Below are 26,146 nucleotides of genomic sequence, written 5' to 3'. Positions count from 1 at the left end.
CATATATGCTAAATTCACAGATGTCTATTAGTGAAGGGCTACTTTAATAGCAACGAAGCAATCCAGGGAAATGATTAGACTTTCCTTATCCTAAAATCGCATTTATATTGAAATGAGAAGGGAATTGTGGTATTTAATCTTCCAAGACTAAAAGGTGGATATAACTCCTGAATGTTAACTAATCACATAAGTTCTTATTTTATTTGTTTCTTCTTGCTAGGTATAGTGGCGGGAGGAAATTTTTCATTGGTCACATTTACTATTCATTACCAATTATCACAAGCAGGATATTCAACTGATATTATTGGCTTAATGTTTCTAACCTCTATGCCATATTGTCTAAAACCAATATTAGCGCCATTTATTGATAAATATTCTGTACCTATTATATGTAAAAAATTTGGTCAACGTCGAGGATGGGCAATAGCTGTACAAGGATGTTTATTAGTTACTACTAGTGGATTTTTAATTATAGCTCCCCCTGTTAACATCGTTATTACTGCCATTTTAAATTTTACTATTTCTTGTTGTGCGGCAACTCAAGATATTATTTTAGATGCCTATCGTATAGAACGCTCTGTAACAAAGGAAGAGCTTTCAGTTGCTACAACTTTCAGTGGCACTGGTTTTCGCATAGGAATGCTGATTAATAGTACAGGAGCATTATATGTCTCTTGCTTCTTTAATTGGTACTGCGTATATCTATGTACCTTTTTTATAACAATGGCTGCCCCACTAATAATCTTATGCATGCAAGAGCCTGCTACAAAAAAAACTGAACATATTTTTACTAATTTAATTTCATTTAGCCAATATTCTAAAATCATTGGTGATAGCTTACTATTATTAAAACGACACCATCCAAATTGGATATTGATTATGCTGTTTGTCTTTCTATATAAAGCAAGCGATTCAATTACTATGGCAATGAGCTCTCCCTTATTTATTGACTTATCCTTTACCTCCCAAGAAATTGCCTCTATTTCAAAAACCTATGGATTCATGCTAATGACCTTAGGGGGAATTATTAGCGGTATTCTAACTACAAAAGTAGGGATATCTCGAGGTTTACTAATATGCGGTATTCTACAATTACTATCCCCCTTAATGCTAATGTTTTTATCTATAGTAGGTCATGATCTAGTTATATTTACTATAACAATTACTGTACAGAATTTCTGTTGCGGACTTGGTAATACCACTCTTGTTATTTATCTTTCTAGTTTATGTAATGGCGAATTGATCGCCACGCAATACTCAATTATTTCTTCTTTTAGCTCCTTTGTACGTATTATTTTATCCTGTTTATCCGGTATTTGTGCAAACTATATGGATTGGTCCAATCTTTTTTTATTCACTACCTTATTTAGCATGCTATTTGTATTAGCCTTTTTAAAGATACGTAAAAGTTAAGCTCTCTCCATATATTTTTCGAATTTATTTTTCTCGTTTTGATATTTATCTGCATCCGGTAGGGCTGGTTTCTTAACCGTAATATTTGACCATTTACTGGAAAAAAACTTAGCTCTCTCTATCCAGTCAATCAGCTGTTCTGATTCTGGCTTAATAGCTTTAACCGGACACTCACTCTCACATACTCCACAATCAATACATTCGTCGGGATTAATTACCAACATTAACTCCCCTTCATAAAAGCAATCGACAGGGCATACTTCTACGCAATCAGTATATTTACATTTTACGCACTCATCGGTAACAACATAAGTCATAAATTGTCATACTCCTTGAATTTAGCAATTAACATGCAAGATCTCAAACCCAATACTAATAGAAAATATAGTATAGCACTTATAAACATTAGCACTAAGGGTAATAACATAGAATTATCGATAGTCGGACTACCTAGCCTTAAAACGCTTGCTGGCTGATGTAAACTATACCAAATATTTACCGAAAATTTTACTATGGGAACATTGATAAAGCCAATTAAAGCAATCACCGAGGCTGGTTTTTCAGTACGGCTTATCCTATCACCACTATTCACCACCACGATATAGCTTAAATATAGTAAGAATAATACGAACATTGAGGTAAGTCTAGCATCCCAAACCCACCAAGTTCCCCAAATAGGCTTTCCCCATAATGCCCCTGTTACTATACTAATCATACAAAAAACTGCCCCAATAGGAGCACCTGCTACTGCCATTAAGAAGGACATTTTAGTTTTCCACACTAGGTTAGACAAACTACAAATAGCTATAAATGTATAAATACCTAGTGCCATCCAAGAAGCTGGTACATGAACATACATAATCCTAACCATATCACCTTGTTGGTAATCTGGTGGCGATACTATCAAAGCTTGGTATAACCCCAACCCCATTACTACTAACATTGCAACTAGCAATAATGGTAACATGGTTCGTACTAGCTTACTAAAAAAATAAGGATTTAATAATTTAAGCATTTAGACACTTGATTAATTATTTTTAAATATTGATTATAAAATAAATCACTATTGATGTTAGTCGCTTGCCAATTCTCACTTTCAACCTCCACTACTTCTACTTTAAAATTTTTATAAAGAGCAACATCTTGCTCTGTACTTAGTAATAAACATTTACTATTGGACATGCTTAATAAATGCTCAAGATTACTGATATATCTCAGACTTTTCTGATCAGAGCTATATAATCTTGCAACATTTTTTTGGCTATTATTAAAAAAATATTCTAGACTGTCACTAAGTAAGATAACGTCTGTTAAAGACGTTAATCTTTGATGTTTGATTTTCGTAAGCTCCTCTATTTGTTTTTTTGCTTCTTCAAGATTTTGGTAAATAGCTGAACTAATCTCAGGAAATCGTTGAGATAATACCTGAAATAATTGTTCTAATAATAGTTTTACATTGTCTAAATCAAGCCAAATATGCCAATTATCATAAGAATTATTACTAATAACTCTTAACCCATTAAAATTACTAATTTTAATGACATTTTTACTATGACCATTCATTAATTTGCCAGCAAAGCCATCAAATTGCTCATCTATATAAAATACAATATCTGCATTTTTAACTTTTTTAAGATCACTAGGTCTTAAATTATAATGATGCGGACAATCATTGTTATTGGCAATAGCAACAATTTCTGCCTGGTCTTTCACTAACATCGCTATAATGCTTGCTAGTGGGGTGATACTAGTAACAATTTTCACCTTACTTCTACTTGCAAAAGCTCCATAATTAAATAATATGATAATTATAGCAATAAAAATGCTAGCACTAATATTAATTTTCATTTTTTTTAATTTTTTTATGATGAATAAATAATTTGTTCACTAACAGACGTTAGTTTACTACTATAAACATTGATTTTTATCTGTATAGTCAATTGATGAGAAGTTGGGAACGTTGTCGCTCAATGCTCGCCTATTACTTATAGGCGTCGCTCCATCGTTCCTAGCCCCAAATTTTCCTGAATTGACTATAAAATGATCATGTGTAAATAACAACAACATATTATTATCAATATGATCCTTAAGAGGAGAACAGGTGATCAAATCATAAACTTGTAAGTCTATTTTGATTGGTAAATTACTGTCATTAAGTAGCGTAAATATACGATCCATAGTCTTCTCATCAAGTGAGCCATAAATTACTAAGTCAATATCGGAGTTAGGACGGTAAAGACCAGTAGCACGTGAACCAAATAAACCAACACGATCGATTTTCTCTGAGAAGGGCAACAAAATACTACGCAGTGTATTTAATTGTTTTGCACTTAATCCATGGTTAGACATCTTTACCTTCTATATTCTGCTGGCAAGTTCCAACATTTTTAGATTCATGCTCTCTAATTCAGGGTAATAATTTTTTTCAATATCTATAATAATCTTCTCAAATTTTTTGAAGTCATAAGTATGTGACATTTTATTACGAGAATCTAGAGCATCCATCCATATTTCACCATTGTTGATTAAGTTAGCAGCTATTGATGCTTTAATTACATCAGCTGGGGTAACGGTTTCCAGTACAACACCTTTATATTCCAGATAATCTTTAAGCACTTTCCATGTCAATTCCCATGTATATTCGAAACGTTGAATAATTCCTTCTTGTTCTAACTGGCTTACCTTACGTTCTCGCATTATATATATAGCCTCACGTAATAAAGCAAAAGCACGTTTAAAATTATCAAAACGATATAACCAACGAGGTTTTTCTAAGTTACTAAGTATAGTCATATTAACTCTGTATCTAATATAGTCAATTGAGGAGAAGTTGGAGATGTTGTCTCTCAATGCTCGCCTATTACTTATAGGCGTTGCTCCACATAGGCGTCAGTTTAAAAAATAAAGTAGAAAAGTCGTCTATTAGCGAGCCACCGTAGGTGGCGTGGCAATCCATTTCTAATCACTTTTCTGGATTGCTTCGTGACCTTACGGTCTCCTCGCAATGACGGTTTTTCAATTATTGTTTTCTTAAACTGACACTTATGTGTTGCTCCATCGCTCCTAGCCCCAAATTTTCTTGAATTGACTATAGCATTTTCCTAATTCAGTGCCTTAAGAATTTATTGTATGATAATTATTCTAATTCTTCAAATCATTTGAGTATAATTCAAGTAATTGATGCTTATTAAGCGTAAAATCACTTTCTATCCAGGATTTTTTTAATTTACCTATCACTGTGCCAATATCTTTACCATGAATATTTATTTTCTGTAAATCATGCCCATTTACTGGAAATATTGGTCGTGGTTTGGATTTATATGTATCTAGAAATTTATTTGCTGTAGCTCTGTTTAATTTGCCTAATGATAGCAAGATATTTATACATTGTAGATAATTAGCAGGATAATCTGCAGTTTCCCACCAAATTTCTCGTAATGTAAATTCGTTGATTTCTTGATTTATAAACCTATATATAGTAATGATTTTGTTTGCTTGTTGCCGAGAAAATTTTAAATTTAATAAATCACTTAGTGATAAGTTCTTTATGTGGTAGAATAAAAGTGAATATCTAGCGTAAGGCTCTAAGGAACCGCAATTAATTGCTTCCATCAAAGGTTTTTTATCAAACTTACTAACTGGTAATATTATTTGCAATATGCCATTATCAAACATTTGCTGCAAAATATTTGGACTATTATCTGAGATAATCAATTTGTCCATCTCCCATTTTACCCGTTCTTTTGATAAGAATTTGAGATTTTCTCGCAATTTAATACAAGCATCTAACCCATTAAGGTCTAATTGTCTTGCATAATAGCAGGAAAAACGAAGAAAACGTAAGATACGTAAAAAATCTTCCTGAATTCGTGCAAATGCCTCTCCGATAAATATTACTTTTGATTGTTGTAAATCGTCTATTCCACCAAAATAATCATAAATTTTATGCTCAAATGGACAATAACTTAGTGCATTAATAGTAAAATCTCTTCTAGCAGCATCCTCCATAAAATCGTCAGTAAAAACAACTTCCGTGTGCCGACCATCACATTTCATGTCTTTTCTAAGTGTAGTAATCTCAAATGTTTCATTATTTAATAAAGCTGTAACTGTACCGTATTTTATGCCAGTTGGGATAACCTTAATGTTGGCTGCTGATAAAATATCTGTTACTTGCTGCGGTAATAAATTGGTTGCTATATCAATATCATAATTGACAACATTAAGGATAGCATCACGAACAGCTCCCCCGACAACCCTTGCCACTCCACCACCTAGTCTAATTATTGACAAAATTTCTTTGTAATAATTGGATTGAATAGATAATTCTCTTGTTATAATATTCATTATAGTTCCACTATTGTCATTCCCGCTTCGGTGCTGAATCTAGCCCCCTGCTTACGCAGGGGTGACATCTGGATTTTTGTTATGGATTGCTTCATTGTTCTAAAGTAGCTCCCCGCAATGATGCCAATTTAATTCCCTACTAAACTACTAGCAAATGCAGCCGGATCAAACGGCTTTAAATCATCTACCTTCTCTCCTATCCCTAAAAAACATACTGGTAAGGCGAATTTTTGCACCACACCAACCACTACACCAGCTTTTGCCGTACCATCTAATTTAGTAACTATCAGACTTGTTATATTAGCAATAGCAGTAAATTGCTCGACTTGGTTATAGATATTTTGTCCAGTAGTTGCATCAATTACTAATATACTATGGTGGGGAGCTGTATCATCAATTTTCTTAATAACCCTAACAATTTTTGCAAGTTCTTCCATCAAATTCTTCTTGTTATGTAACCTACCAGCTGTATCAATAAATAATATATCCACATCATTTTTTATGGAAGACTGCATAGCAAGATAAGCAACACTAGCAGGTTCAGCTGATTCTTCGCCAGTGATAAACATTGAACCACTTTTATCAGCCCAGCTAGATAATTGATTAACAGCGGCGGCTCTAAATGTATCACAAGCGGCAATTGCTACTTTCTTACCTTGTTTACGATAAATACTAGCCAGCTTACCTATTGTGGTAGTTTTTCCTGAACCATTAACGCCACAGACTAATATGACATTAAGCTTTTTATCGTGTAATTCAAAATTTTTACTAGCCTTGATCAATAATTGCTCGATAATGTTGGCAAGCTGCTCTTTGATTACCAAGCTACTTACTTCTTTATCAAATTTGATAGTTCTTAGTTTATTGACCAGTTCTATTGCCACAGAAGCAGTTATATCTGCCGATATTAACAACTCCTCTAATTCACTTAAAGTTTGCTCATCTAGTTTTTTTTTATAAAATATTTGGTCAATGCCCGAAGATATTTTATTGGAACTATTGACTAATACCTGTTTTAATTTAGTAAATATAGAGGTCATTTTATTGCCGCTCTTTTAAGTCTGTCATTAATTGCAACACCGATACCAATTTGTGGGATAGAGGCAACGGCAATTGCTAATCCATTTAATTCTGCATAATTATCCAATATTCTAAGACTGGCAAATAAGTTGCTAGCAGCGATAATTAAGTCTCCAGTTAAACTTAAATTAAGCGAGAAATTGCCATCCAGCTTACTATTAGCAAAATTAAGACCTACCTCATTAGCTTCCAAACTCTCTGCATTCAGTCTCATTTTCACTTTTGGTGAGTAATGTTTATTGATCATCCCTGGGGCTTTAATTTGTATCAAGGAAGGAGCTTTGTCTATTTTCTTACCAAGAACCTTCTCTAACGCTTCCAACGTAATAAAACCGTCTCGCAAAATAGTTAAGTTATTAGTAGTACTATCTACTATGGTTGATTCTATACCATATTGACACTTATAATCACTCGAATTATCTTCTAAAATAAAAACATCTTTCTCACCTGAAAAATGCTCTTTTACATGATCTAGAGTAGTAGCACTAATGTAACCTGATGGGTTAGCACTAGGTGCCGCTATCGGTGTGTCAGATTTTCTTATTAGCTCCAAAGCAATATTATGCGATGGTATACGGAGTGCAACCGTTGTTAGTCCGGCTAATACTGATTTAGCGATATTGGCTTCACTTTTTAATGGCACAACAATCGATAAAGGTCCAGGCCAAAATACTTCACTTAATTTAAGAGCATCTGCATTAAATTCCCCGATAGTTTTAGCTTGGCTCATGGTTGCCACGTGAACAATCAGAGGGTTTATGCTTGGACGCTTTTTTACCTTAAAAATTTTCTGACAAGCCTGTTCGTTACTAGCATCTGCTCCAAGTCCGTATACTGTTTCTGTGGGAAAGGCTACTATATTACCAGATTTAATAAATTTGGCAGCCTGATCTAATAGACTTGCTACATAACTCAATTTAGTGGGTAATTTTGTCGTCAACATTTATCTCCTTTCCCTAATTGCCTAACTTAAAGGTCATTGCGAGCGAACGTACGTGAGCGTGGCAATCCATGAAGCTTATCATATGGATTGCTTCGTCGCCACCAAAGTGGCTTCTCGCAATGACGATTGAACCAAAAAACGACTCCTCACAATGGCGTTTAAGACACCAATCTAATTCATTTGTACTAATCATAAAACACTAAATTTTGCTAATTTATTAAATAATTGTCTAACCATTTTTAATAACAATAAACGATTATTAGCAATTTTACGATCTTCATCTTTAACCATCAAATTATCAAAAAAATCATTGATAGGTTTCAACATTTCCAGTAGTCCTCTCAATGCTTTAGTAAAATCCTTTTCGGCAATGGATATGTCTATTTGCTTAGAAACGTTTCCCAACGATAAAAATAATTGTTGCTCATATGGTGAAATAAAAGCCTCCTGATTAACATCTCCTGCTATATTATTACCTTCTAATATATTATTTGCTCTTTTGTAAATAGTTAATAAATTCTTACCCTCATATCCAGCTAGAAACTTTTGTAAAGCACTAAGCTTTATTTCGCTAATCATTAAATCTCCTTCAATATCAAAATCAAGCACGGCATTAATTAACGATAGATCATAATGATTTTTGAAATAATACTTGGCTCGCTCTTCTAAAAACTCTAAAATTATCTGACTACTTTTATTATATGTTATGTTCTCTTCAGAGTATAGCTGAATTACATACGCCACTAATTGCTTAATATTAATAGTTAGTTTATTAGCTAAAATTGTCCTAATAATACCTAATGCTTGTCGTCTAAGTGAGTAAGGATCTCTTGAGCCACTTGGTTCTTCTCCTATTAATATCAAACCTACTAAACTATCCAATTTATCGGCAATAGCCAATATTGCAGTATCCCCCATTGGTAAACTATCCGATGGACCTTGTGGTTTATAATGGTCTCTTATTGCCAAGGCAATCTGATCATTTAACCCTTCAGATTTGGCGTAATAATATCCCATAATACCTTGCAATTCGGGGAATTCTCCCACCATTTCCGTTGTTAGGTCGCTTTTACAAATTCTAGCTGCTATTTGCAAATCCTGACTTCCTGGATAAGTCGATCTAGTTGGTGATTTTGTCGTCGAAAATCGCCTCCGTTCCTCACGTACGTCTATGTACGCTGCGGTACTCGGCTTCGTTTCTCCTAAAAATCCCTCAACTATCTCTGACTTATCCAGGAAGTCTATTATATAATTACAAATATTAGCGATTCTCTCCGTTTTTTGTCTTATATTACCAATCTTTGCGTGGAAAGTTATCTGCTCAAGTTTTAATAATCTAGATTCTAAGCTGTTAGACAAATCCTGCTGATAAAAGTATAAAGCATCAGATAATCTAGCAGCCAATACCTTTTCGTTACCACTTACTATAATATTTTGATCATGTCGCATATTACTAACAAAAAGAAAATAAGGAGCGAAATTACCAGCCTGGTCAAAAGTACTAAAATATTTCTGATGGGTACGCATTGAGCTAATCAGTACTTCACTAGGTAACGTTAAAAATATCTCAGGTATTTTACCGACCATAACCACTGGCAATTCTGCTAGCCCTGTTACTTCTTCTAATAATCTCTCATCATCTTTTATTACTAAATTAAGTGGTTTGGTTATTTCTGATAGCTGATTTTTTATTATCTCCTTGCGTTCTTGTTGATCAATAATGACATTACTTTCCCGTAGCTTGTTCTGGTATTCAGAAAAACTGCCTATAACAATCGGTTTGGGACTAAGAAATCTATGCCCAAAAGTAATATTATTTGCCGTCAAATGCCCATATTTAATTGCTAGTATTTCACCATCAAATATACATAAAATATTCCTAAGCGGTCTAATCCAACTTATATCATAATTCCCCCAATACATAGATTTTGACCAAATATACTTACTAATTGCTTTAGGAATTATCTCTTGCAATAATATTCGTATATCGGTTTCTGCGGTACTCTTTACTATTATATAATATAATTGCCCTTGCACTAATAGCGTAGACAATTTATTTTGCTCAATATTATTTGCTCGACAAAATCCTTCTATAGCTTGTTGTGCTGCCGAAACTTTTGGTCCTCTTATGATAATTTCTTTTGCTGGTATAAATTTCGGTAAATTTGTAATATATATAGCAATACGCCTAGGTCCAATAAATACCTGAACATCAGCAACAATCTCACTTTCCTGTAAGATTGTTGTAAATATAGTTTTATAAGCTTCGGCTGCATTTTTTTGCATCAAAGCTGGTATCTCTTCGCTAAAAAGCTCTAATAATAACTCACTCATATTAATTCTTCTTTATCTTCTAGTTCTAACCATTTATGACAGCATATTTTTGCCAAATTACGTATCCTGAGTATGTAAGAGGCTCTCTCTGTTGCGCTAATTACTCCCCGAGCATTTAACAGGTTAAAAAGATGGCTAGCTTGAATACAATAATCATAGGCTGGTAACGGTAAATCTGCGGCAATTAATTCATTACATTGTTTTTCACTATCAATAAAATGCTGAGATAATATTGCTGTGTCAGCTAATTCTAGATTAAACTTAGAAAATTGCTTTTCAGCAGCAAAATCTACTTCACCATAGGTTAAAGCTTTTTCTCCAACCTGACCATTCCAGTCAATATTTTTAACTTCATTGATACCTTGTATATAAAGTGCCAGACGCTCTAAACCATAGGTAATCTCACCAGCCACTGGGCGACAATCAATACCACCAATTTGTTGCATATAAGTAAATTGCGATACTTCCATACCATCACACCATACTTCCCAACCAAGTCCGGCAGCTCCAAGACTAGGAGACTCCCAATCATCTTCAACAAACCTAATATCATGTTTTTGCAAATCTATACCAAGACATTCAAGGCTTTTTAAATATAGTTGTTGTATATCGTCATGAGATGGTTTTAGTATAACCTGAAATTGATAATAATGCTGCATTCTATTAGGATGCATGGCATATCTACTATCATGAGGACGCCGAGAAGGTTGAACAAAAGCTACAAACCAAGGTTTTTTACCAAGAGTTCGTAATACAGTGGCAGGGTGAAAAGTGCCAGCTCCAACGTGAGCATCATATGGTTGTAAAATTGCACAGCCATAATCCTGCCAATAATTTTGCAAGGTCATGATAATTTGTTGAAATGATAATTTTTGCATATTGGTAAATTTATTTGTTCCTTCAAAAAAATAATATAGCTAACCTGATTACTATTAGTTCGTCATTGCGAGGAGCCGCTTTGCGGCGACGAAGCAATCCAGAAAAGAGATTAAAAATGGATTGCTTCGACCATTACATGGTCTCGCAATGACGAATTATAGGTACATACGTCATTGCGAGGAGCTACTTTAGTAGCGACGCGGCAATCCTTTCTAATCTATTTTATAGATTGACGCGTCGCCGCAAAGCAGCTCCTCGCAATGACGAACTAATACTAACCTGATTAGTATATTAAATCTTACTCCACGTTCCCATTGGACTCTGTTTATAACAATCAATTATCGGTGTTGCAATAGTTAGTTCACTTATTGTTTTAATTATTAAACTTAAATTATCTAAAGCCTCGTATATTATAATTACTCTCTGAAAATGTGCAAAATTTTTGTTATTAAGAATTTCTTGTATATCAAATGGGGCAATAATTATTAGGATGGTAGCCTGATTAGGATTCTCTAACTGATGAGTAATATAGACTGGTTGCTTTTCTGGTAATGGATCAAGTTTACTACCATGCGGAATAAACTGTTTTCTAGAATAAGTCCATATCATCTTATTTAGTGATTCTTGCACTTCAATATCTGGAACTAAAACCACAATTCTCAAATTGCTATGGTAAGATTTTTCTACTAAAAGACAGCTTGTTTTATATACTAATCCTTCAGTAGTGTGATAAAAACTAAATTGTTGCATGATTTTTCTCTTTTCTAAATCTTAAGTAATTTATCAATTATATTGATAGTTGCTATCAACTATCAATAGCCCTCTATCTAGACCTTCTAGATCCTTATACACTTGCAGAACCGTATAGCCATGACTTACAAAAATTTCTGTAACAGATGCCGCTTGATTAAAGCCAATCTCTAAAAATAATTTACCATTTTGTTTTAAAAAATCCTTAGCTTCTTTAGCAATTATGTAATATGACGCTAAACCATTATTTTCAGCAAATAAAGCTAAGTGTGGTTCATATTTTAGGGTCTCAGGAGACATATAAACAGTATCATCAAAGGAAATATAAGGTGGATTACTTACAATAATATCAAATTTTTGCTTTTTTAAATTCTCAAACCAGTTACTATTAACTATTTTAAATCTATCAAAAACCTTATATTTTATAGCATTTTGACGAGCAATAGCAATAGCTTCATTACTTATATCAGTAGCAGTTACATTAACATTGGTATTAGCATTTAGCATTTCTAGTAATAAGCTTATAGCAATACAGCCGCTACCAGTGCCAAGTTCTAATATTATTAACTCTGTTTTGAATGAACAATTTTTTTTAACATCCTTTAAAATCACATCTACAATAGTCTCGGTATCTTGCCGAGGAATAAGTACTTTATCATTTATAATAAATTGGTAACTATAAAATTCCTTATATCCTACAATATAGGCTATTGGCTCTAGTAACCTACGTCTATTAACCAAATTCTCAAAAATAGTTTGTTGTTGCTGGGTCAATTCTTCTTCTGACCTTGCTAATAGATATTCAATAGACTTATTAGTCGCATGTTGCATCAATATGCGTGATTCTAAGTGGGCTGATTTAATACCTACTGCTTGCAATTTGCTAGTAGCATAAATTAAGGATTCTTTTATATTCATGCGATTATCCCCGTAATATCCGGTGGTAAGGGAGATTCAAATTCTAATAATTTACCGCTTACCGGGTGGGAAAAACTTATATACCAAGAATGTAATGCTTGCCTCTTGAAATCCATTAATTTTTGTGGTACTATGCTAAAATTACAGTTAAGTTTTTTGCTATTTTTGCCATAAGTTTGGTCTCCTACTACAGAATGCTTTAAATGACTTAACTGTACTCTAATTTGATGAGTTCGCCCGGTAGTAAGCCGACATTCTAACATACTTATAATACCATTAAAAAATATTTTCTCCGTTTTATAATGAGTAATTGCCTCTTTACCTCCAAATTTTAAAACAGTCATTTTCTGTCGTATGATACGGTCTCTACCAATATTATTTCTTATGACTCCTTCTTGTGGATTGATAATACCCCAAACTAAAGCTTTATATTTCCGCACCAAATTACGGCTTTCTATCTGACTTGCAAGATGTACATGGGCAAAATTATTTTTTGCTACCACCATAAGTCCTGATGTATCTTTATCCAAACGATGAACAATACCAGGTCTTTCCAGCCCGCCTATGCTAGATAAAGATTTTGCATGGTGTAACAAGGCATTTACCAAGGTATCCTGGTGGTTTCCGCTGCCAGGGTGAACAGTCATACCAGCTGCTTTATTGATGACTATTAAATCTTCATCTTCATAAAAAATATCAAGTTTAATATCAGCTTCTTGCATCGTTAAAGGGTCAGGGTCTTTAAAAAATACTGAAATAATGTCATTCTCCTTGACCTTAAAGTTAGAATCAGAAATAATCATACTGTTAACTTGTACTTGGGAGTCACATATCATCTTCTGAACTTGGCTTCTAGATGTTTTACTAATAAGACTTACCAAAGCCTTATCAAGTCTAAATCCATCTAGATTTTTGGGTATATTATATTCTTCCATTACTTGAAATATTTTAAAATAATAAAATGACTCATTTAACAAAAAAAATCAACCAACTAAAATGGCTGCAAGCAATTGGTATAGATTATTATTTATCAGAATCAACTATTAATCAGCAAAAAATACAGATAAATTCTAATATTAAGAAAAAAAAGCCAATGACAGCTCCTATATATTCAAATGATTTGAAGAATGGCAACAACAAACAAGAGAATAGTGTGGTAAACTTAAGTAAAATGAAGCAGGTGAGCATCCCTACCACTATTTGCGACAACAATTCTTCAAACCATTCGAATATACAACTTGCTAGATCTTTGGCTGACTCAGCTAGCAGTTTAGAAGAATTACAAACACTATTAATGGGTTTTAACGGTTGTGATTTAAAGAAATTAGCTAATAAAACAGTATTTGCTGATGGTAATCCACAAAGTTCCATAATGTTTATTGGAGAAGCACCGGGTAGTAACGAAGATGTAGAGGGAATACCATTTTGCGGTGAAAGCGGTAAATTACTCGATAATGTTTTAGCCTCTATCAATATTTCAAGAAAACATAATGCTTATATTACTAATACGGTATTTTGGCGACCACCAGCCAATCGCCAACCAACACAAGAAGAAATAGATATTTGCCGACCTTTTGTGGAAAAACATATCGCTTTAATAAATCCAAAATTAATTGTTTTAGTGGGAAACGTTGCAGCAACTAGCTTACTTGGCAAGAATGCTGGTATAAGTAAAATCAGACAAGAATATTATTTATATACCAATCAGTATCTTAGCAAGCCAATTCAAACCACTTCTATCTTCCATCCTGCTTACCTGCTTAGACAGCCAATGCAGAAAAAAACTACCTGGTATGATTTAATAAAAATCCATGATTATATCAATACCAACGTCATTGCGAGCGAACGTATGTGAGCGTGGCAATTCATGAACGTATCATATTCGACCATTATATGGTCTCGCAATGACGGAGAGGCTATCTAGAGCCTTAAATAGTTAACTAATATAAAACAAAATAAAGTCATTTGATGAAAAGAATTATAAGATGCCTATATCAGGCAATTTTAAAAACAATTGAACATGATGGTGTTGAACATTCAGGGTATATGTCATTTATGATACTCATGGCATTTTTTCCTTTTTTAGTTTTTTTATTAGCATTAACAAGTTTTATTGGTGCTTCAGAACTCGGGCAGAATTTTATAACTATCTTTCTTGAGAGTATGCCAGAATTGGCTACTGACTCAATAAAAACTAGGATAAATGAACTTAGTAAAACTCCACCTCAAAGTCTAATGACCGTAGCGATAGTAGGAAGTATATGGACCGCATCATCTTTTGTTGAATGTTTAAGAACAATCTTAAATAGGGTATATGAAATAAAATCACCCCCTCCATACATAAGACGAAGATTACTTAGCATATTACAGTTCTTAGTAATCAGCATATTCGTTACTTTTGCTATGTTCATTTTAATTATAGTGCCAATAATATTGACAAAACTTCCGATGATTTTACAAATAATGGAAGAACATATGCTAACTTTAACTATTTTTCGATATGTTATAATTTTTTGTTCATTATTTATTACCTCATCATCATTATATTATATCGTTCCTAATATAACATTAAATTTTACAGAGGTATTTCCTGGAGCTTTATTAACAGTAATTTTATGGGTGATAAGTGGATATTTATTATCTACTTGGATAAGAAGTTATAACCAATTAAGCATAATATATGGTTCACTTGGTGGTATAATAATAACTCTAATGTTCTTTTATATTATTAACATGATTTTTATATATGGTGCAGAATTTAATTATTTGCTAAAAAAACATCACTGAATTGTTAAATAAAAGTAAATCTTTGTTTACTTTTGTGAAATTTTTGTTGCGTCCTAGCTAAAATAGTAGTACAAGCCGTTTTGTTAGGATATGTGAAGGACATGGTTGTAATCCTTATAGCTAACCCGAATAGGTTGTTGATATTGTTATAAATTCCTACCATTATCGTCAGGTCTATTCAAACTTCCTGCACATAGCCTGGTTATTTTAACTAAAAAGATTATTATTATGTCTAAACAACAAGATACTATATCATTTAAAATTGATGGGATACACATACCATTTAAAATTGACGAGAGATACATCGTTGAGATACAAAATTCTAAGATAATACTTGAAGCTGTAGAAAATTTGCATATTCCAAATCCAAATATTCTAGGGATACTTAGTATATTTGATGGACTTAATATACCTGTATATGATGATTTTAAATATAAGTGTACTGTAGAAAACGCTCTATTAAAATTAGAAACAGCATATGTTCCCCAGAATATACTAGATAATATAGCTCCCTATTTATCCTTGTACAACAAAAATTTCAATCTATACTGGAGTCTGTAGATAAACATGTTTTAGAGCTGCATGATTATAGTAGTGGTTATAGTAGTGATGCATCTAATCTTACGGGAGAACTTCCTTCAGGTGACTGATAACAAGATGTTATCTCTGTGAAAGTAGATATCTAAAAAAGTCATGAGATATTATAGATTTCCACCCATGCTGGAATGATATTACTCTTGGTTTCATAACTGGATTGCTTCGTCGTCGTAAAACGACTCCTCGCTAATGGACGGTTGTAAAGCTTGTAATATCCCTCAAACGTTATTGTGATACCACGCAAGTAGGTCGTGGCAATCCATTGTTAATCACTTTTTAGTATATATATGCAGTTAGAAGAAAAATTTTATGTTTCCTTATGTGCTTTATTTGTTGTGTTAATAGTAGTTAGCAACCTAGTATATCAGAAATTTGTTTATTTACCTATTTTCTCTATTTATACATTTGAGCTATCTGTTGGTGCGATTTTTTATCCGGTCACTTTTCTAATAACTAACTTAATATCAGAGTTTTATGGAAAAGAAAAAGCACAATTTTGCGTTAGATTGGCAACTAGCATAAATATTTTAGTATTATGTATTATAAGTTTTATGGGTTATCTACAAGCTACTGACTGGTCAAAAATTGATAATAATACTTTTGATTCGGTATTTGGGGCATATAGCATTTCACTGTTTGGTTCAATGATAGCTAGCTATACAGCTCAGATGATAGATATAAGACTTTATTTACTGATTCGCAAACTTACAAACAATAAATACCTTTTTCTAAGAAATTTGAGTAGTGCAATATCGTTATTTGTTGATACATCAATCGTAATTATCTTTGTTACGATTATTGGGGTGGTGCCTTACGAACAAATGATATCTTTAATATTTAATAGTTATTTATTTAAACTATTTTTTACCATAGTAACCACCCCGATATTTTACTATGTGGTGTATTATATCAGAACTTTATCTGATCCAAAAAATATGTTATGACCATAAGTTTTTCATTTTATTGAAAAAACTAGCATCATCTTCATCTTTGTCGCTTGTCAATTCTGTATCTAGCATCTCTAGTAATTCTTTTTGTTTTTTAGTAAGATTTTTCGGTATCTCAATATGGATGTGGGCAAACATATCCCCTCTAATGGTTGATCTAACCTTAGACATACCTTTACCTTTTAGTCTTAGTTGTTCGCCATTTTGTGTGCCGGCTGGTATTTTTAACTTTACCTTACCACCTTCTATGTCTGGTACTTCTACTTCTCCACCTAAAATAGCTTTAATGAAACTAATAGGTAGTCGACAATGCAAATTAATTCCATCAACTTTATACAGGTCATGTGGCTTAATAGTAACAAAAATATACAAATCTCCATTACTGCCTCCTCGCATTCCGGCATCTCCTTCACCAGTAAGTCTTATTCTTGTGCCTTCCTCAATACCAGCTGGAATATTTACCAATAAATTCCTATGTTGTGAATGACGCCCTTGACCATGACATTTTTTACATGGATTTTTAATTATTTGCCCTGCACCTTGGCATTTTGCACAAGTTTGTTCTAAGGTAAAGAAACCCTGTTGTATTCTTGTAGCCCCGCGTCCTCCACAAGTATCACATTTGGTCATGCCAGTATCATTATTTTCTGAACCACTACCGTTACATGGTGAACACTTTACTTCACTAGTAAAGCTAATATTTTTCTCGATACCACGAAATGCTTCTGACAAAGTAACTGTGATTTCATATTTTAAATCTGAACCTCTAACGCTAGTGGACTGGTGCGACCTTCTTGCCCCGCCACCCATAAAATCATTAAAAAACTCACCAAATATATCATTCAAATCATGATTCCCCCCTCTAGAAGCCTGCCTTCCAGCTGACGATGCTGCTCCTGAATTATGAAAAGCCTCATGTCCAAAACGATCATATGCTGCTCTTTTCTGCTCATCTTTTAGTACATAATAAGCACTACTTATTTCCTTAAACTTTTTTTCTGCTTGTTGATCCTGTGAATTACGGTCAGGATGATATTGCATAGCTAATTTATGATAAGCCTTTTTTATTTCTGCTTGGCTAGCAGTTTTATTAACTCCAAGTACTTGGTAATAATCTTTTGTAGACATAATAAGGATATTTTATTTTAAATTTTATTTTTAGCCAAAACGTCATTACGAGCAAACGTATATGAGCGTGGTAATCCATTTTTTCTGGATTGCTTCGGAGGCTTACGCCTCCTCGCAATGACGCTTGAGATGCATACATGTCATTGCACATAGGCTTAAGAAAATAATAATTGAGAAACTGTCATTGCGAGGAGACCGTAAGGTCGACGAAGCAATCCAGAAAAAATGGATTACCACGCCACCTACGGTAGCTCGCAATGACATAGTAATTACTTATTACTTACATCCTCGTAATTAGCATCAACTACTTTATCGTCATCACTTGCCTTAGCTTCTGCATTACTATCATCTTCTGACGGAGATTTATACATAGCTTCTCCAATTTTCATGCTTGCTGCCATAAGAGTATCAGTTTTCGCTTTAATTTCTTCAGGATTATCTGACTCTAAAGCTGCCTTTAACTCTGTTATAGCATTTTCTACTTGTTGTTTATCACTAACTGATATTTTACTATCATATTCTTTTAGAGTCTTTTCAGTTGAATAAATCAAGCTATCGGCATTATTTTTAGCTTCAATTAATTCACGACGCTTTTTATCCTCATCAGCATTTTTTTCCGCATCTTTGACCATTTGTTCAATTTCTGCATCACTAAGCCCTCCGGAAGCCTGGATAGTTACTTTCTGTTCTTTACCACTAGCTTTATCTTTGGCAGAAACGTGAACTATACCATTAACATCAATATCAAAGGTTACTTCAATTTGTGGTGCTCCTCGTGGGGCAGGAGGAATACCATCCAGATTAAATTGCCCAAGTAGCTTATTAGCAGCTGCCATTTCCCGTTCACCTTGGAATACTCTAATCGTTACCGCATGTTGGTTATCGTCCGCCGTAGAGAATGTTTGACTTTTCTTGGTAGGAATAGTTGTATTACGATCAATCAGCCTAGTAAATACCCCCCCAAGAGTTTCAATACCTAAAGATAAAGGGGTAACATCTAGTAATAATATATCAGTAACTTCTTTGTTTAATACCCCCCCTTGAATAGCAGCCCCTAGAGCTACGACTTCATCAGGATTTACTCCTCTATGTGGTTCGCGACCAAAAAATTCTTTTACCTTGTCAATAACTTTTGGCATTCTAGTCATACCGCCAACTAGCACTACTTCCTGAATATCTGAGGCTTTTAGCCCAGCATCTTTTAAAGCTTTCTTACATGGTTCTATTGTATCATCAATTAGCGTTGCCACTAAGGATTCTAACTTTGCTCTAGTAAATTTTATATTTAAATGTTTAGGACCTGAACTATCAGCTGTAATATATGGTAAATTAACATCGGTTTGCGGTACAGATGATAATTCTTTTTTAGCTTTTTCGGCAGCTTCTTTCAAACGCTGTAAAGCTAAAGGATCTTTGCGTAAATCCATACCACTTTCTTTCTTAAATTCATCGATTAAATAATCTAGAATTCTCGAATCAAAATCTTCCCCACCAAGGAAAGTATTACCATTGGTAGATTTAACCTCAAATACTCCGTTACCTATTTCTAAAATTGATACGTCAAACGTACCGCCACCAAGATCATAAACTGCAATTATTTTGCTTTCAGCTTTATCAAAACCATATGCTAAAGCTGCGGCTGTTGGTTCGTTGATTATCCGTAATACGTCCAAACCAGCAATTTTTCCAGCATCTTTGGTTGCTTGACGTTGTGCATCGTTAAAATATGCTGGTACAGTAATAACTGCTTGCGTTACCTTTTCACCAAGATAATTTTCAGCTGTTTCCTTCATTTTTTGCAGAATATAAGCACTAATTTGACTAGGTGAATATTTTTCTCCGTTAACTTCAACCCAAGCATCATTATTAGCAGCTTTTACGATTTGGTACGGTACAAGGTCTTGATCTTTTTTAACCATAGGATCAGAAAAACTTCTACCTATCAATCTTTTAATGCCATATAAAGTATTATTTGGATTGGTCACAGCTTGACGCTTTGCTGGTTCGCCAATTAACTTTTCACCACCGCTAGCAAATCCTACCATTGAGGGAGTCGTTCTAACTCCTTCGGCATTTGCTATAACTTTCGGTTCTTTCCCTTCCATTACTGCAACGCAGGAATTTGTTGTTCCTAAATCTATACCTATAATTTTTGCCATATACACTCCTAATTCCGATTAAACAATTCAACTTAACAAGTTCTGATATAGTAATTTACAATCTATTTTACAAGAGGTGGTGATGAAAAAAATCATGAGAATACCCACTATATGGGAGTAGGGTAGGGCATTTGGACGAATCACCTATTTCACTTTGCACATTTCTACGATTTTGAATTCCCCTAATCTTTTCTTTATTAGAACCTTCTCTTACTTCGATTAATCCTTGCTCTAGATATTTTAACTTAGAGCTTTCAGCATAAAGAACCATATGCTGAAAAAACTTTGTGAACTTACCCACTAACTTATTACCACCATTCCAATAAAGATCCTCAATCATCAGCATCTCGTTAGGTTTTAGCTTATCCCAAGACTTACCATAAATATTTTTTAGTTCGATGCGATTAGCAGCACTCTTATAGTCGTATATCATTCGAGATTGCTCAGTTGTAATAGTTTGCTGACCATTATAAACTTTATCAATGATATTAACCCCTGAAATATTGCCTGCCAAACAATTTTTGCTTCGGGATTATCCATATTAAAACCTATCCCTATAGTCTTATTTCCTTTAATATCTTTATATATTTGTAATATTTCATTTTCATTGCCTTTAATAAAAGCAAGTGCCATTTCTTGATAAAATTGTAAATGTTCTGGCTTAAAAAGATTTAGACCATGTAATTTATCCCGTAACTCAGCGGCAAATTTTATACTTACTACCATAAATTTATAACCATTATTATCTTAAAAAAATCAATAATAACAGATTTTTAGCTAGCACTAAGAGTGTCAGCACAATTTTTTATTAGAACGATAATTTTAATGATCCCTGATGACTGGAATAGTTATTATTAGAAACTAAATAAATTATATGTTGTCATAGTTTCTGTTGATCCACGTTTTATAGTAATACTGTACCAACAACCATAATAATCAGGCAGAAGACGCCATTGACGACCTGTTCTAGCAATAAACCATATTGCTTCAATAAACTGTCTTATTTTTTCCTCATTCTTGTTGTGTATAGCTTTTTTTTTCTTAAAAAATGATAAAATTGCTTCCCATGCTTGGTCTTCTATGTAATACTTCATATTGGTAGTTTCTTGGTTTCGATAACTAGAAACTGCCATTTCTTCTTACTATTGCAACTTCTTTATTCTCCTCTGATAACTTAACATAAAATTTTGTCAACAGAACCCAGCTCTTTTTCGAAAAAGTGATAGCCTTCTTGTAATTCTTCCGATAGTTTATCTTTTTGATAAACCTGTAGGCGAGAAACTATTAAAGATAGAAGTTGACGAGAAGTTTTACTTAATTGCTTACCGCAATTATTAGTAAGGTTTCGCCATTCAGGTGGGACGAAATTACCGACTATATTATAAAAGATAGTATCGGAATTTTCAGCTAAACCGTCGGAAAAAATTAACGATTCTGTCATATTTCTCCCCCGTGAAAAACGGTTAAAAATAGACCTTTTTGTAGGTTAAATTTGGGGACTTTTGGCGAGAAACCAAAATAAAACCAAAATAAAAATGCTTTTAAAAAATTATAATAAACCTGGGAGGGTAATACATATCTGGCGGACCCTAGTGGATGATTTACGAACCCAAATCGAGGTAAGAATTGTTATAAATCAGCACCTGTATTTGTAACACTTGTATAGTGTGATAACTATATTAGCAGCTTGTGCGTACCAACAACTCTAATTACCTAGCCATAATTATAGTGTTGGTACACAAGCAATTATAAATTTAAAAGAATTGAAAGCTAAACTTCCTATAGATTTAATACGTAACATGTATTAGCAAGAGTTTGCACTAAATCTTTTGTCATATAATGTTTTAGTCAGGTAATAGTTCTTTCCATTGCTGCTGCTTTATGATTAGCTAGACCACCAAACTTCCTATCACTTTTACACAATAGCAATTATGTATAATGTAAACTCTCTCAATATTTTTATTACAAAATACTATACTAATTTTAAAGGTTTTGTTTGCTTTGAATTCTCTCTACTAATTTATACTCTAGATTAATGGTAGATCAATTTAATGGCTTTTTGCGGCAAGGAAGTTGCCCTGCAATATCAGATTGATGTGGTATTTTAAGTCTAATATATAACGTTACAATGCTAATAACTCTAGCCTCTGAAACGTATAAAACTTTTCATGGTTCTGAAATCTCCCAAAAACGCAAAATGATAAAATTCGTATTTCAGAACCTTGAACTGAATGGCAAAAAACTTGAGACCTTTCTATGTTTCCCGTTCGATATTTTTGAAAAAACGACAACTCGTACCGAATGGCGGGGCGTAGTGAACAATTTCCGAACCCAGACAGATACTAAATTGCTTATTATCCAAGTCATGACGCTCTATTATTAGAGCTTCGTTACTTCATATTGCAACTCCATATTTTTCCTACAAAATGCTAAGGAAATTTTAAGTATTTGTTTAACGTATTGATGTTTTTTTATTTTAGCATCATATTTCCTGTCAATAATTTGCTGCAAGCCTGTTTTGGCTATTTGAGCCAAATCTTCTGAGGATTTAGCGATTTTATACTCGATAATCATCGCTTTATCACCTTTGCCAATTTTTGGAATCATTACAACGTCGGCTCTGCCATCCCCTGATTCTTGTTCACTTGATATTATATAATTAGAACCTAGCATGTTAATAAACCCAAGCATAAAGCCACTATAAAATAATTCGGCTTTTTTCTCTCCTGTTTGATAGAAACTAGTAGAATTAAGTAGTAACTCTTGCAAACGCTCTTTAAACTCCTCTATCCTGCCATCTGGTAATAAAGTAACGAAAGAATAATAGCCCGAATTATCAATTTCTATTTGTTTAGTAACCCATTGTAGCATTCTCTTTTGGTAGATATATTTTACCTCATAATTAGGGATAGATAGTTCGTAAATATCTTGTTCTGGTATCTTGGGAGCTGGATTTAGATAACCACTAAATAATAATAAGCTAAATAACCCTTCTGGTTGTCTAATATCGGCAAAACTTATTTGTTTAGTAATAGAAGAAGTAATAGTTTTACCTGCAGCTAAAGCCTGGATATCTTGCTGCATTTCATCTGAGAGCAGTATATGATCAATCCAATCAGTCCCACCACTGTCAATCCAATAGTACTCAAGTTCACCTTCTCTTGATAAACATTGCATAATTGACCATGGATTATAAATAACTTCTCCACCAAAATTATAACCATTATACCAACTTTTAATTTGCTCTGCGTTGGTATTAGTTCCTATTTTACCAAACAACTCATCAACTTCTGATTGAGTAAAGCCATATTGGATTGCAAATTTTTTGTCTAATAGACTACACTCAGTCAAATTATTCAAATCTGAAAGCAAATTAGCCTTAGCAATCCGTAAGATACCAGTAATTATGCCTTTTTGTAATGAATCATTGCCTTTAAGACTATTGCCAAATATTGCACGGAATAGTTTAAGTACTTGATTAAATTCTTCTTTATGACCAAATTCTAAATATGCACTATTAATTGGCGTATCATATTCGTCAATTAGTATGTAAACTTTTTGATTAAAATGTTTATAAAGTAAATCACTTAAAAATTTTAAACTATTTTCAAGCTCTACTTTGTTAAACTTTCCAGTAAAATATCTAGTTAATTGCTCTTTTTCCACTTCTTCCAACAAATATTCTTTCTCACTTACATAACGTTTTAAATAACGATAATTGCTAAATAACTTAATTATTTGATATCTGATTTTACTTTCAATTTCTTCATAACTACTTCCTCTAACGCCCTTAAAACTTATAATAATAACTGGGAATTGACCTTGATAGTCTAAAATAATATCTGGATACTCAGATATTTTAAGTGGTTTAAGTAACTTTTTTCTACCACTTGCTAACCCCAAATCCACTTCTCCTCCGCTAAACAGCTTATAATTCACCCTTTGTTCTTGCGGGAGAGGCTGACCTTGTGCATTCACTTCTATTTCCATAAATCTCCTAACCATATCCATATTCAAGCTCTTCCCCCAGCGTCTTGGACGGGTGATTAGGGTGACTGCTCCACTATCTTCTAATAATTCTTTGATCATTAGACTCTTATCAACAAATACATCACTATTTAGTAATAATGTTTTGAAGTCATCGGTACCAACAAACATTCTTGGTTGGTAATTAATATTATTACTGGTTTGTTCTTCTGTCATATAATCTTACTTTTCTAATATCTATTATTATACTCCTTTTTTATTCTCCACTAATAGCTAATTAGCAAAATTTTTGCTATAAAATTATAATATATCTCTTAATGGCTCTATCAAAATGTAGTATAATGCAAATTAAGAGCTGAATTTGTTGTGAGATTTATACACCTTGTTACAACAAATAATGTAAGAAGAAATATAATGGTTCCCAAAATTTAGACAAAAAATTAAGAGGAAATGAGATAGAATTCTTTAGGAAAAGAATAAGGAGCTAGAGATGAAAAAACAAGCTAAGCAGTATGGTGCCGAAGAAAAAACTAAAATTGTCATAGAGCCAAATTGCTAAAATTTTGTCTAGACAAAGGGGACCACCATAAAGTATTATTTAGGAGACACGATATCAGCTATGAAAATTGGAGTATGCATTCACTTTCGTCAGTTAGTTATTTTCTGTAAATTAGAAAAAAATATGATTCTTACGCCAATATTTAAAAATTATATAAATATGTATCTGCATGCCAAATGTTGGGGTAGTGTTTTTATTGAAACGTTTTACTAATGTTGTGCCTAATAAGTTATATATAGAGGTTTGCGACATGATTAATGGTGTAAATTCTTCGGACTATATTATTAAGCAACTGAGTGATAAGCATAAAATTGGTGAAATTCATTTTATATTAAGTGAATTAGAACGTAAAAATTATATTCAAGAAAATACTAAGACTACTTCTTTAATATCCTGCTTTGACCAGCAGATAAATGACTTTTTTAAGAGCGATGTTTTGATGTTATCAGAGATTAATCTGATAAACATTAGTGAAATTGATGATAAGATATATCAAGATTTATTAAATACTTATAATATTAAAATAAATAACCAAGATGATTATACTTTAGTAATTACTGACAATTACCTTGATAAAAGATTAGCGATGATAGCTAGCAAGAAAAAATGGTTTATATGTAAACCTACCGAAAGCATTATTTTCATAAGTAGTATATTTCCTGCTACTATAGTACAGTTATGTATAGTTCATATGGTTCGCAATTCAGTGAAGTATGTCTCATATAAGGATTTAAAGGAAGTGACCACAGATTTGAAGTAAATTTATACAACAAATACCATTGAATTTGTCAATCGTCAAATTAGGAAAATTATCAAAAATAAGGGGATATTTCCAGATGACAAATCAATTCAGAAAATAATATTTTTAGCTCTGCAAAATGCAGCTAAAAAATGAACCATGCCCATAAAAGATTGGTCATTAGCTTTGAATCAATTTGAGATACTTTGTGGAGATTTTAAATGTGATTTATTGGTATGTACAAAATAGAACTTTGTGAGTAGGTCTAACCAATCACTCAATTAGACCCCTCCTCAGAACCGTACGTGCAGAACTACCGCATACGGTCCCGAAAAGTAAGATAGGTGTATGAACCTTACTATTCTCATAACATCTCTAAATCAATAATATGTCCAAGATTATTGAACTAATATTTGTTGATTTTGTGATGCTAACAACTTTATACGTTTAAATTTTGTTAACCATGAGTTTCCGTCTCTGAGTACGGTCATTGTTTCCTCCTCACGTTCTTACCTTTCTGCCTGCCCTTTGCTCCACTCCCATTACGGAGTTTCATCACTACTACAGCTGACTCAGCCA

General features: G+C 33.1%; 27 protein-coding genes. 7 read left to right on the top strand and 20 right to left on the bottom strand.

The window, feature by feature from the left end; all coding sequences use genetic code 11:
- Positions 1-171: 171 nt before the first annotated feature.
- Positions 172-1,413: an MFS transporter gene (locus ACFELY_RS00290; protein ID WP_375333298.1), complete on the top strand. Its 1,242-nt coding sequence runs from the start codon at positions 172-174 to the stop codon at positions 1,411-1,413.
- On the opposite strand, the gene fdxA is transcribed toward ACFELY_RS00290, so the two are convergent.
- The 13 genes from fdxA to ACFELY_RS00225 form a co-directional block, all read right to left on the bottom strand.
- Positions 1,410-1,730, bottom strand: coding sequence for a ferredoxin FdxA (gene fdxA, locus ACFELY_RS00285; protein WP_341753043.1), 321 nt, complete (start codon positions 1,728-1,730; stop codon positions 1,410-1,412). The genes ACFELY_RS00290 and fdxA overlap by 4 nt on opposite strands.
- On the bottom strand, positions 1,727-2,428 hold the full coding sequence (locus ACFELY_RS00280; RefSeq protein ID WP_375333297.1) for a heme ABC transporter permease: 702 nt from the start codon (positions 2,426-2,428) through the stop codon (positions 1,727-1,729). Before ACFELY_RS00280 ends, fdxA begins: the two co-directional genes overlap by 4 nt.
- Positions 2,413-3,261: a metal ABC transporter substrate-binding protein gene (locus ACFELY_RS00275; protein ID WP_341759255.1), complete on the bottom strand. Its 849-nt coding sequence runs from the start codon at positions 3,259-3,261 to the stop codon at positions 2,413-2,415. The genes ACFELY_RS00280 and ACFELY_RS00275 overlap by 16 nt, the downstream gene beginning before the upstream one ends.
- A 60-nt stretch (positions 3,262-3,321) precedes the next feature.
- Entirely contained in the window at positions 3,322-3,762 is a 441-nt protein-coding gene (locus ACFELY_RS00270) for a nucleotidyltransferase domain-containing protein (RefSeq protein ID WP_375333296.1), read from the bottom strand.
- Between the two features lie 9 nt (positions 3,763-3,771).
- A complete protein-coding gene (locus ACFELY_RS00265) occupies positions 3,772-4,206 on the bottom strand; it encodes a nucleotidyltransferase substrate binding protein (RefSeq protein ID WP_375333295.1) in 435 nt (144 codons plus the stop codon).
- 348 nt (positions 4,207-4,554) lie between these two features.
- The gene (locus tag ACFELY_RS00260) at positions 4,555-5,760 is read right to left on the bottom strand and encodes a CCA tRNA nucleotidyltransferase (protein ID WP_375333294.1); all 1,206 of its coding nucleotides are present in this window, start codon (positions 5,758-5,760) and stop codon (positions 4,555-4,557) included.
- A 128-nt stretch (positions 5,761-5,888) separates the two neighbouring features.
- Complete coding sequence (gene ftsY / locus ACFELY_RS00255; protein ID WP_375333293.1) at positions 5,889-6,800, bottom strand: signal recognition particle-docking protein FtsY; 912 nt, start codon at positions 6,798-6,800, stop codon at positions 5,889-5,891.
- Positions 6,797-7,783, bottom strand: coding sequence for an L-threonylcarbamoyladenylate synthase (locus ACFELY_RS00250; RefSeq protein WP_375333292.1), 987 nt, complete (start codon positions 7,781-7,783; stop codon positions 6,797-6,799). The genes ftsY and ACFELY_RS00250 overlap by 4 nt, the downstream gene beginning before the upstream one ends.
- Before the next feature lie 189 nt (positions 7,784-7,972).
- Complete coding sequence (gene glyS / locus ACFELY_RS00245; RefSeq protein WP_375333291.1) at positions 7,973-10,117, bottom strand: glycine--tRNA ligase subunit beta; 2,145 nt, start codon at positions 10,115-10,117, stop codon at positions 7,973-7,975.
- Positions 10,114-10,995 carry a glycine--tRNA ligase subunit alpha gene (locus ACFELY_RS00240; protein WP_375333290.1) on the bottom strand — a complete coding sequence of 294 codons (882 nt, stop codon included), beginning with the start codon at positions 10,993-10,995 and terminating at the stop codon, positions 10,114-10,116. The genes glyS and ACFELY_RS00240 overlap by 4 nt, the downstream gene beginning before the upstream one ends.
- Before the next feature lie 292 nt (positions 10,996-11,287).
- Positions 11,288-11,746: a DNA polymerase III subunit chi gene (locus ACFELY_RS00235; RefSeq protein WP_375333289.1), complete on the bottom strand. Its 459-nt coding sequence runs from the start codon at positions 11,744-11,746 to the stop codon at positions 11,288-11,290.
- 33 nt (positions 11,747-11,779) lie between these two features.
- Positions 11,780-12,664 (bottom strand): peptide chain release factor N(5)-glutamine methyltransferase, encoded by an 885-nt coding sequence (prmC, locus tag ACFELY_RS00230; RefSeq protein WP_375333288.1) that lies wholly within the window; start codon positions 12,662-12,664, stop codon positions 11,780-11,782.
- The gene (locus ACFELY_RS00225) at positions 12,661-13,599 is read right to left on the bottom strand and encodes an RluA family pseudouridine synthase (protein ID WP_375333287.1); all 939 of its coding nucleotides are present in this window, start codon (positions 13,597-13,599) and stop codon (positions 12,661-12,663) included. Before ACFELY_RS00225 ends, prmC begins: the two co-directional genes overlap by 4 nt.
- A gap of 26 nt (positions 13,600-13,625) precedes the next feature.
- Here ACFELY_RS00225 and ACFELY_RS00220 point away from each other — a divergent pair, with 26 nt between their 5' ends.
- The 4 genes from ACFELY_RS00220 (at position 13,626) to ACFELY_RS00205 (ending at position 16,992) form a co-directional block, all read left to right on the top strand.
- Entirely contained in the window at positions 13,626-14,519 is an 894-nt protein-coding gene (locus ACFELY_RS00220) for a uracil-DNA glycosylase family protein (protein WP_341759246.1), read from the top strand.
- Positions 14,520-14,632: 113 nt separating this feature from the next.
- Positions 14,633-15,451, top strand: coding sequence for a YihY/virulence factor BrkB family protein (locus ACFELY_RS00215; protein ID WP_375333286.1), 819 nt, complete (start codon positions 14,633-14,635; stop codon positions 15,449-15,451).
- Between the two features lie 228 nt (positions 15,452-15,679).
- Entirely contained in the window at positions 15,680-16,012 is a 333-nt protein-coding gene (locus tag ACFELY_RS00210) for a hypothetical protein (RefSeq protein ID WP_375333285.1), read from the top strand.
- A 323-nt stretch (positions 16,013-16,335) separates the two neighbouring features.
- Positions 16,336-16,992, top strand: a complete 657-nt coding sequence (locus ACFELY_RS00205; RefSeq protein WP_341759243.1) for a queuosine precursor transporter — start codon at positions 16,336-16,338, stop codon at positions 16,990-16,992.
- Here ACFELY_RS00205 and dnaJ read toward each other — a convergent pair.
- The 7 genes from dnaJ to ACFELY_RS00170 form a co-directional block, all read right to left on the bottom strand.
- Positions 16,987-18,123 (bottom strand): molecular chaperone DnaJ, encoded by a 1,137-nt coding sequence (gene dnaJ / locus ACFELY_RS00200; protein ID WP_375333284.1) that lies wholly within the window; start codon positions 18,121-18,123, stop codon positions 16,987-16,989. The genes ACFELY_RS00205 and dnaJ overlap by 6 nt on opposite strands.
- 269 nt (positions 18,124-18,392) lie before the next feature.
- Positions 18,393-20,282 carry a molecular chaperone DnaK gene (dnaK, locus tag ACFELY_RS00195; protein WP_375333283.1) on the bottom strand — a complete coding sequence of 630 codons (1,890 nt, stop codon included), beginning with the start codon at positions 20,280-20,282 and terminating at the stop codon, positions 18,393-18,395.
- A gap of 67 nt (positions 20,283-20,349) precedes the next feature.
- Positions 20,350-20,715: a hypothetical protein gene (locus tag ACFELY_RS00190; protein ID WP_375333282.1), complete on the bottom strand. Its 366-nt coding sequence runs from the start codon at positions 20,713-20,715 to the stop codon at positions 20,350-20,352.
- A complete protein-coding gene (locus ACFELY_RS00185) occupies positions 20,712-21,008 on the bottom strand; it encodes a hypothetical protein (RefSeq protein ID WP_375333281.1) in 297 nt (98 codons plus the stop codon). Before ACFELY_RS00185 ends, ACFELY_RS00190 begins: the two co-directional genes overlap by 4 nt.
- A 128-nt stretch (positions 21,009-21,136) precedes the next feature.
- Positions 21,137-21,415: a transposase gene (locus ACFELY_RS00180; RefSeq protein WP_375333280.1), complete on the bottom strand. Its 279-nt coding sequence runs from the start codon at positions 21,413-21,415 to the stop codon at positions 21,137-21,139.
- A gap of 41 nt (positions 21,416-21,456) precedes the next feature.
- On the bottom strand, positions 21,457-21,723 hold the full coding sequence (locus ACFELY_RS00175; protein ID WP_375333279.1) for a hypothetical protein: 267 nt from the start codon (positions 21,721-21,723) through the stop codon (positions 21,457-21,459).
- A 938-nt stretch (positions 21,724-22,661) separates the two neighbouring features.
- Positions 22,662-24,485 (bottom strand): AAA family ATPase, encoded by a 1,824-nt coding sequence (locus ACFELY_RS00170; protein ID WP_375333278.1) that lies wholly within the window; start codon positions 24,483-24,485, stop codon positions 22,662-22,664.
- Positions 24,486-24,997: 512 nt separating this feature from the next.
- Here ACFELY_RS00170 and ACFELY_RS00165 point away from each other — a divergent pair.
- Both ACFELY_RS00165 and ACFELY_RS00160 read left to right on the top strand, forming a co-directional pair.
- Positions 24,998-25,588, top strand: a complete 591-nt coding sequence (locus tag ACFELY_RS00165) for a transposase (RefSeq protein ID WP_375333277.1) — start codon at positions 24,998-25,000, stop codon at positions 25,586-25,588.
- Entirely contained in the window at positions 25,589-25,723 is a 135-nt protein-coding gene (locus tag ACFELY_RS00160) for a transposase (protein WP_367364826.1), read from the top strand.
- Positions 25,724-26,146 lie beyond the last annotated feature (423 nt).

Source organism: Candidatus Tisiphia endosymbiont of Xenochironomus xenolabis (assembly GCF_964264705.1).
In the GTDB taxonomy this organism is placed as follows: Bacteria; Pseudomonadota; Alphaproteobacteria; order Rickettsiales; family Rickettsiaceae; genus Tisiphia.
This window is presented reverse-complemented; position numbering and strand designations above follow the sequence as displayed.